Source organism: Vibrio sp. V43_P6S15P86, assembly GCF_009904725.1.
GTDB classification, from domain to species: Bacteria; Pseudomonadota; Gammaproteobacteria; order Enterobacterales; family Vibrionaceae; genus Vibrio; species Vibrio diabolicus.
Genome location: NZ_WXWT01000238.1, coordinates 1 through 8334, shown reverse-complemented (window position 1 = coordinate 8334; position 8334 = coordinate 1). Strand labels below are relative to the sequence as shown.

The following is an 8334-nucleotide window of genomic DNA, read 5'->3' as shown; positions in this document are numbered from 1 at the left end:
GCCGTATCGGCTAGAAGTGTGTGTTTTTCCCATTCACTGATCATTATCGTAATCCCGCATATCGAAGTTGCGAATAAATCTAAACGATAATTATTATCAAGTAAAGTATTTTGTTTATAAAAGAACAGGCAGATCGCAGACCTGCCTGTAATCGATGTTCAACTTGCAGTACAAGTGATTATTAGAAGTGCCGCTTAGCCTTCAAGACCTGCTGAAGCTTGCTTGTTTTGGATAAGCTCAATCATATAACCATCTGGGTCTTTTACGAATGCAATGTGCGTGCTTCCGCCTTTTACTGGACCTGGTTCACGCGTCACATTACCGCCCGCCGCTTTGATAGCGTCGCAAGTTGTGTAGATATCATCAACACCAATGGCGATATGACCAAAAGCAGTACCTAGGTCATATTCAGTTTTACCCCAGTTGTAAGTTAGCTCGATCACAGCACCTTGGGATTCGTCACCGTAGCCAAGAAACGCCAGTGTGTATTCGTACTCTTTATTCTCGTTCGTACGAAGCAACTGCATGCCCATAACTTCAGTGTAAAACTTGATAGATTTGTCTAGATCACCTACGCGAAGCATAGTGTGGAGAATTCGACCATTTGACATTTTTTGCTCCTAGCTTTGATTTTCAAATAGCGTTAGCTATCTGGATATACTTTCTCTTTATATTCGCACAAATCTTCAATAATGCAGCTACCGCAGCGAGGCTTTCTCGCCAAGCACGTGTAGCGGCCATGAAGAATGAGCCAGTGGTGCACATCGAGTTTGAACTCTTTTGGCACAACTTTTAATAGCTTTTGCTCGACATCATCAACCGTTTTGCCCATTGCAAACTTAGTACGATTCGACACGCGATAAATGTGCGTATCGACGGCAATGGTTGGCCAACCAAAAGCGGTGTTGAGCACGACGTTTGCGGTCTTGCGACCTACGCCTGGTAGCGCTTCTAACGCTGCACGATCTTCAGGAACTTCACCATTGTGTTTTTCCAACAAGATCTTACAAGTCTTGATAGTGTTTTCTGCTTTTGAGTTAAACAAACCGATGGTCTTTATGTATTCTTTTAAGCCATCAACTCCCAAATCGAGAATACTTTGCGGTGTATTAGCGACAGGGAAAAGCTTGTCGGTGGCTTTATTGACACTTACATCGGTTGCTTGCGCTGATAATAATACCGCGATTAGCAGTTCAAAAGGGGAGCTCCAGTTAAGCTCAGTTTGAGGATTCGGATTGTTTTCTCGTAATCGCTCAAGAATTTCGATTCTTTTTATTTTGTTCATTGCTGACTTCCAATACCGTCTCTGCGGTTTATGAAAAAGGCTCCTATGACAGAGCCTTATCTTGTTATGCGTTAGTGACGCGAGCACGTTCTATGGTTGGTTTTTCTTCTTTTGGTTGACGTGCCTGGACTGAATTATCGATGACATTTTTAAGCGCTATCAACAGACCAACGCCGATAAATGCACCGGGTGGAAGAAGCGCTAGCAGAAAGCTGTTGTCAAATTGGAAAACTTGAATGCGGAGAGCGGATGCCCAGTCTCCTAATAGCAGATCTGCCCCGTCGAATAGCGTGCCATTACCAATTAACTCACGCATGGCACCTAGCACGACCAAAACGCTTGTCATACCAAGACCCATCCATAAACCGTCTAATGCTGCAGGCGCAACATCATTTTTTGAAGCGTATGCTTCAGCTCGACCAATAATGATGCAGTTGGTTACAATCAGAGGAATAAAGATACCAAGAGACAGGTATAAACCATACGCATAGGCATTCATCAATAACTGAACGCAGGTAACAAGTGAGGCAATAATCATCACGAATACAGGAATGCGGATCTCTTTTGGTACGTAATTACGAATAAGAGAAACCGTGACGTTGGAGCCGACCAGCACTAGTAAGGTTGCAATACCAAGACCTAAGGCATTGGTTATTGTGGAAGAAACCGCTAGTAGTGGACACAGACCCAGCAGCTGTACGAGAGCAGGGTTATTACTCCACATACCGTTTTTCATCAGCAATTTATTCTCATTCATTACTGCTCTCCTTCACAGCCCAAAGGCTGGCTAAGAATGTCTTCACGAGATTGGTTTACGTAGTTAACGGTATTTCGCACCACTTTTACGACGGCTCTAGGCGTGATCGTTGCACCAGTAAATTGATCGAAATCACCACCATCTTTACGAACTTTCCATGAGTTCCAGTTACTTTCCGTGACTTGTTTGCCCGTAAAGCTCAGGATCCAGTCGGTGACACGAAGATCAATTTTATCGCCCAGGCCAGGGGTTTCTTGATGGCTTAAGACGCGTGTCCCCAAAATATTGCCCTGATTGTCAATCCCAGTAATAACTTTTATCTCACCATTGTAGCCATCTGGCGCGATGGATTCTATTGCGATTGCTGTCGGTTCACCATTCTTCGTGGCGAGGTAGGCTGGCATCGCACGTAATGTCCCCAGTTCTGGTGACGTGACCATAGTGCAGGCTTGCGTGAGTGCGTTGTCATGCATGTTTTCTGGAATGACTTGATTCAAAACAGAAAGCAATTGTTGTTGTTCTTGTATCTTGATTTGGTCTTTTGTTAGGTACTGAGTAAAGGCGACTAATCCGGTTGTTGCACAGGCAAAGATCGCAAGTGTCAGACCATTTTTTCTAATAGCGGTTAACATGTTTACCTCAGTGACCGTAAGTTCTAGGTTTGGTGTAGTAATCGATCAGTGGCACACACATATTTGCAAGTAACACTGCGAATGCAACACCATCAGGGAAGCCTCCCCAACTGCGAATGATAAAGACCAAAGCACCAATAAGCGCGCCAAAGATCAAACGTCCTTTAACGGTTGTCGACGCCGACACGGGATCGGTTGCAATAAAGAATGCGCCAAGCATGGTTGCACCTGATAGCAAGTGGAAGATTGGCGACGCAGTTTCCCCTGGGGTCAGTAAGCTGAACACGAGGCTAAATAGCGTCAGGCTCGCTAGGAAACCTACGGGGATATACCATTGGATGATGCGTTTTTTGATCATCACTAAACCACCAAGTAAGTAGGCAAGATTTACCCATTGCCAACCAATGCCAGCTAAGCCATCGAATATTGGCTGCGACAGTACTTCGCTTGGGGTTGCACCTGTATGAATACCAGTTTTAAATGCATCAAGTGGCGTCGCCATTGTCACGCCGTCAACCCCCGTTCGAACTTGCTGAAGCGATAAGCCGTCGTAATCATAGCCCGTAAAAATTAAAGAGAGTGTATCTGCAAAATTTACGTGATCAGGTATGAGTGACGTCGGGGCACTCCAACTCGTCATTTGCACTGGGAATGAGATCAACAAGACCACATAAGCGACCATGGCAGGATTGAATAAGTTTTGACCAAGGCCACCATATAGGTGTTTAGCGATTACGATCGCGAAAATAAGTCCGATCACCATAATCCACCACGGAGACCATGGTGGGATAGCCACGGCTAATAACCAAGCGGTAACGATCGCACTGTTATCACGTAGTGCTCGCATCGGCGAACGTTTACGGAAGACCATAACTAAGGCTTCAAGTGATACAGCGACTGCGATGGCAAAAATCAGCTGAATAAGCGTTCCCCACCCAAAGAAGTAGGTCTGAGCCGCTAAACCTGGGAGAGCACAAAGTGCCACCCATTTCATTAAGTCAGGTGTACTACGACGACTGTGGGTATGCGGTGAACTGGCAATAAAAAACGACACTACTCGTTCTCCTCAGTATTATTTTTATTAGCTTCTTGCTGCGCTTTGCGAGCCTTCGCGCGCGCAATAGCAGCAGCGACAGCCGCTTTTTTCGGATCTTCAGTTTGTTCAGCAGGCGTTTCAGCTTCTACCGTTTCGGCTGGTTCTTCTTGCTTAGCTTTACGCGCTTTGGCACGCGCAATAGCCGCAGCGACAGCCGCTTTTTTCGGATCTTCGGTTTGCTCGGCTGGTGCTTCAGCTTCTTTCGCTTCAGTTGAGTCCGCTTGTTGCGCTTTACGAGCCTTCGCGCGCGCAATTGCTGCGGCAACCGCGGCTTTCTTCGGATCCACTTCTGGTTCTTCGGAAGTTGCTTCTTCAACAGGCTCTGTTTGCGTTTCTTGCTTAGCTTTACGCGCTTTGGCACGTGCAATGGCAGCAGCCACGGCGGCTTTTTTCGGATCTTCGGTTTGCTCGGCAGGTGCTTCAGCTTTTTCCGCTTCAGTTGAGTCTGCTTGTTTCGCTTTGCGCGCTTTGGCTCGAGCAATTGCAGCGGCAACTGCGGCTTTTTTCGGATCGTCGGTTTGCTCAGCAGGTGCTTCAGCTTCTTCCGCTTCAGTTGAGTCTGCTTGCTTCGCTTTACGCGCTTTGGCACGTGCAATCGCAGCAGCCACGGCGGCTTTTTTCGGATCGTCGGTTTGTTCGGCAGGTGCTTCAGCTTCTTCCGTTTCAGTTGAGTCTGCTTGTTTCGCTTTACGAGCCTTAGCGCGTGCAATGGCAGCAGCAACGGCTGCCTTCTTCGGATCGTCGATTGGCTCAGTAGGCGTTTCAGCTTGTTCAGCAGGTGCTTCAACTTCTTCAGTTTCAGTTGAGTCTGCTTGTTTCGCTTTACGAGCCTTAGCGCGCGCAATGGCAGCTGCAACGGCGGCTTTCTTCGGATCGTCGGTTTTCTCAGCAGATGCTTGAGCTTCTATTGTTTCGGTTGATTCTTCTTGTTGAGCTTTTTTCGCTTTAGCTCGGGCGATGGCTGCTGCAACTGCCGATTTCTTATCATCAGCGTTGTTGTCTGGCGTTTCGCCTTGCTCTTTTTGTGCTTTATGTTCGCGGGCTAGACGTTTGCGTTCTTCGCGCAGTTTTGCCATTTCTGAGTTATCAGGTTCACTAGAGCCTGCTTTAGCGGCTGCGGCCTGTTTTGCCTTCGCTTTGGCAATGGCTGCAGCGACGGCAGGTTTAACGGCTGGCTCTGCTTTTTCTGTTGTTTCTGTCTTCTGAGCTTTCACTCGTGCGATCGCTGCTGCAATCGCATCATCACCACCAGAAGATTTCATGTCTTTACGGCGCTGATCGGCTGCTTTCTTAAAGCGATTTTCACGTTCTGCTTTTTCGCGTTCCATACGCGCTTTCTTCTCTTCAAAACGCAGCTTCGCTCGCTCCGCAGCTTCCGCTTCTTGTGTTCTGGTGCGAATTTCCGCTTTTGCTTGGCGGTAATACTGTACGAGAGGAATTTCACTTGGACACACAAACGCACAAGCACCGCACTCGATACAATCCTTTAAGTTTAGTTCTTCGAGTTTGTCATACTCTTCAGCTTTTGCATGCCATTGCAGTTGCTGAGGTAGCAGTGAAGCAGGGCAAGCTTCAGCACATTGGCTACAGCGAATACATTCCATCTCATGTTGGTGCGGAGAGATCTCACGACGAGTCGGAGCAAGGATACAGTTTGCTGTCTTGGTAATCGGCACTTGAGAGTGGGGAAGGGTGAAGCCCATCATTGGTCCACCCATGATTAAACGTTGTAACTTCTTATCGGCTTTATAGCCAAACTCATCCAATAACGCCTGTACTGGTGTACCTAATAATGCCCAAACATTGCGTGGTTGTTTGAATGTTTTACCGGTGAGAGTCACCACGCGTTTTATCATCGGTTCACCATCGATGATTGCGCGTTTGATTGAGTAAAGAGAACCGACATTTTGAACCAAAATACCAATATCGGCTGGGATTGCGCCGCTTGGTACTTCTTTATTGGTCAAAATTTTGATCAGCTGTTTTTCACCACCAGAAGGGTATTTAGTCGGGATAACGCGAATGACGATATCTTTGTTTAGAGCCGCAGCTTCTAACGCTTTGATTGCCTCTGGTTTGTTATCTTCAATACCAATAATCGTGAGCTTTGGTGTCAGGATATGTTCGACAATCTCGATACCTTGGATGAGCTCTTCGGCATGCTCTTGCATGAGCTTGTCATCTGATGTGATGTATGGCTCACACTCAGCTGCGTTGACGATAAGAATCTCTGTGCGAGCAAAACCTGATTGGATTTTTTTTGCGGTAGGGAAACCTGCGCCACCCATACCTGAAATGCCTGCGAGACGAATAATATCGATCAGTGCGTCAGGTGTTTCTTGTTTGTAATCCGCGACGGGTTTTCTGTCACACCATGTATCGTTACCATCAGGTGTAATGACCGCACAGAGTTCACTCAGACCTGAAGGGTGAGCAACGGTTCTAGGCTCAATTGCGGTGATCGTACCCGATGTAGGAGCATGCACTGGAACGGTAAAACCAGTTTCGGATTGCGTTAATGGCTGACCTTTTAATACGTGGTCACCTTCGGCAACCAATAAGTTACCAGCCTTACCAATGTGCTGTTTTAGCGGTAATACAATTTCTGATGGGATAGCCGCGTGAACGAGCTCAGTTTTGTTGGACTGCTTTTTGTTTTCTGCCGGATGCACACCACCAGGGAAATCCCAAAGCGAGCCTGTACGAATTTGTTCAATCAAAGACAACATGCGAAACCTTACTTAATTGAATCTTTCACGTTCGCTGCATCGTCGGCAGCATCCGTAATGTTGAGTACTGGAATGGAGTTAAGTTGCCACTTCCAGCTTTCCGTGGTGGTTGCCACAGGAATCATTTCAATACAATCAGTTGGACATGGTGCAACACATAAGTCACACCCCGTACATTCGTCTTTAATTACGGTATGGACCGCTTTTGTACCGCCTACAATTGCATCCACTGGACACGCTTGAATACACTTAGTACAGCCAATGCACATATCTTCATGGATAAACGCAACGGTTGGAATTTTGCTGTCGAGATCGTGCGCAGATTCTTCTGGCTCAACACCCATTAAGTCGGCGAGCTTTTCGATAGTTGCCTGACCGCCTGGCGGACATTTGTTGATGTGGTCGCCATTTGCAATCGCTTCAGCATAAGGGCGGCAACCAGGGTAGCCACATTGACCGCATTGAGTTTGAGGTAAGATTGCGTCGATTTGATCCACAATTGGGTCTGCCTCGACTTTGAAGCGAATAGAAGCAAAACCAAGTATCGCGCCGAAAATCGCAGCAAGAACCGCTAACGCGATGATCGCAATTAAAATCGTACTCATTGTTTACTTCACCAAACCTGTAAAGCCCATAAAGGCTAGTGACATTAAACCCGCTGTAATCATTGCAATCGATGCACCTTTAAAAGGCACTGGTACGTCGGCGGCAGCTATGCGCTCACGCATGGATGCAAAAAGTATCAACACCAATGAGAAACCAACAGCGGCGCCGAAGCCGTAGATAATCGATTCGATAAAGTTATGGTTCTCATTAATATTAAGAAGCGCGACGCCTAATACCGCGCAGTTTGTAGTGATCAGCGGTAAGAAAATACCAAGCAAGCGATAAAGTGTTGGACTTGTTTTGTGCACAACCATTTCGGTGAACTGCACCACAACGGCTATCACCAAAATAAAACTCATGGTTCGAAGGTACTCAATACCCAGTGGACGAAGAATGTAGCTTTCCACTAAATACGCACACACTGACGCGAGCGTTAGCACAAAAGTTGTCGCTAAGCCCATACCTATTGCTGTTTCCAGTTTTTTGGACACACCCATAAAAGGACATAGGCCCAAAAACTTCACCAGTACAAAGTTGTTCACCAGCACAGTGCCGACCAACAACAAAACATATTCGGTCATAGTTATTACGTTCTTAAAATCCGATCTTGATATTATCGTGTTTTGTGACACCAATAACAACCAGTGAACGATGTGGTTTTACATACACGATGGAAAAATAGTCGTCTATGTGAGGTATTTTGATGAATCAATAAGAAATTGAACAGCTTGCTGAATGGATTTTACAAAAGACGCTGGTGCTGTCTTTCCTCAAAGAATCTTTTGTTCAGAAGGTGGGAATTACATTTAGCGAGTAATTTTAAGTCGTCACTTGAGATATTGATGGTGAAAGAAGTTTTTGATTTCAAAACGAAAAAAAGCCGTGTCTTGCGACACGACTTTTCTGGAATTTGGCTCCTCCTGCTGGGCTCGAACCAGCGACCTGCGGATTAACAGTCCGTCGCTCTACCAACTGAGCTAAGGAGGAATTGCTTTGCTTTAAAGCGGGACGAATCTTACCGAGCAGCCAAACTACTGTCAACAGTAAAAAAATACATTTTTAGCAAAAAATATTGAGGGAAGGGCTTTACTTTTCTGTACTACTTGTCAGCAAAGGGGTGAGGTTACTTATCCACTAATTTTGTGGATAACTATGTTGATGAGATCTGAGTAAAGATCTTTTATATGCAACCTGGTTTTTATTTAGTGAATTTTTAATCAGAGCTATAC

General features: G+C 46.0%; 8 protein-coding genes and 1 tRNA gene. All 9 read right to left on the bottom strand.

Going from position 1 to position 8334, the window contains the following annotated elements; genetic code table 11:
• Positions 1-194: 194 nt before the first annotated feature.
• The 9 genes from gloA to CAG69_RS10560 all read right to left on the bottom strand — a co-directional run bounded on the left by gloA (position 195) and on the right by CAG69_RS10560 (position 8092).
• Positions 195-611: a lactoylglutathione lyase gene (gene gloA / locus CAG69_RS10600; RefSeq protein ID WP_005380739.1), complete on the bottom strand. Its 417-nt coding sequence runs from the start codon at positions 609-611 to the stop codon at positions 195-197.
• 32 nt (positions 612-643) lie between these two features.
• Positions 644-1285, bottom strand: coding sequence for an endonuclease III (nth, locus tag CAG69_RS10595; protein ID WP_042522463.1), 642 nt, complete (start codon positions 1283-1285; stop codon positions 644-646).
• A gap of 64 nt (positions 1286-1349) precedes the next feature.
• Positions 1350-2042: an electron transport complex subunit E gene (locus CAG69_RS10590; protein ID WP_054867993.1), complete on the bottom strand. Its 693-nt coding sequence runs from the start codon at positions 2040-2042 to the stop codon at positions 1350-1352.
• Positions 2042-2674 (bottom strand): electron transport complex subunit RsxG, encoded by a 633-nt coding sequence (rsxG, locus tag CAG69_RS10585; RefSeq protein WP_006743364.1) that lies wholly within the window; start codon positions 2672-2674, stop codon positions 2042-2044. Before rsxG ends, CAG69_RS10590 begins: the two co-directional genes overlap by 1 nt.
• 7 nt (positions 2675-2681) lie before the next feature.
• Positions 2682-3728 (bottom strand): electron transport complex subunit RsxD, encoded by a 1047-nt coding sequence (gene rsxD / locus CAG69_RS10580; protein ID WP_012841573.1) that lies wholly within the window; start codon positions 3726-3728, stop codon positions 2682-2684.
• On the bottom strand, positions 3728-6499 hold the full coding sequence (rsxC, locus tag CAG69_RS10575; RefSeq protein ID WP_161444120.1) for an electron transport complex subunit RsxC: 2772 nt from the start codon (positions 6497-6499) through the stop codon (positions 3728-3730). Before rsxC ends, rsxD begins: the two co-directional genes overlap by 1 nt.
• 8 nt (positions 6500-6507) lie before the next feature.
• Positions 6508-7104, bottom strand: a complete 597-nt coding sequence (rsxB, locus tag CAG69_RS10570; RefSeq protein ID WP_005396655.1) for an electron transport complex subunit RsxB — start codon at positions 7102-7104, stop codon at positions 6508-6510.
• A gap of 3 nt (positions 7105-7107) precedes the next feature.
• Entirely contained in the window at positions 7108-7686 is a 579-nt protein-coding gene (gene rsxA, locus CAG69_RS10565) for an electron transport complex subunit RsxA (protein WP_005380762.1), read from the bottom strand.
• A 330-nt stretch (positions 7687-8016) separates the two neighbouring features.
• Positions 8017-8092, bottom strand: a tRNA-Asn gene (locus CAG69_RS10560).
• Positions 8093-8334 lie beyond the last annotated feature (242 nt).

Coding starts and splice junctions, on each gene's coding strand:
- gloA (WP_005380739.1), bottom strand. CDS start 611: ATGTCAAATGGTCGAATTCTCCACACTATGCTTCGCGTAGGTGATCTA.
- nth (WP_042522463.1), bottom strand. CDS start 1,285: ATGAACAAAATAAAAAGAATCGAAATTCTTGAGCGATTACGAGAAAAC.
- CAG69_RS10590 (WP_054867993.1), bottom strand. CDS start 2,042: ATGAATGAGAATAAATTGCTGATGAAAAACGGTATGTGGAGTAATAAC.
- rsxG (WP_006743364.1), bottom strand. CDS start 2,674: ATGTTAACCGCTATTAGAAAAAATGGTCTGACACTTGCGATCTTTGCC.
- rsxC (WP_161444120.1), bottom strand. CDS start 6,499: ATGTTGTCTTTGATTGAACAAATTCGTACAGGCTCGCTTTGGGATTTC.
- rsxB (WP_005396655.1), bottom strand. CDS start 7,104: ATGAGTACGATTTTAATTGCGATCATCGCGTTAGCGGTTCTTGCTGCG.
- rsxA (WP_005380762.1), bottom strand. CDS start 7,686: ATGACCGAATATGTTTTGTTGTTGGTCGGCACTGTGCTGGTGAACAAC.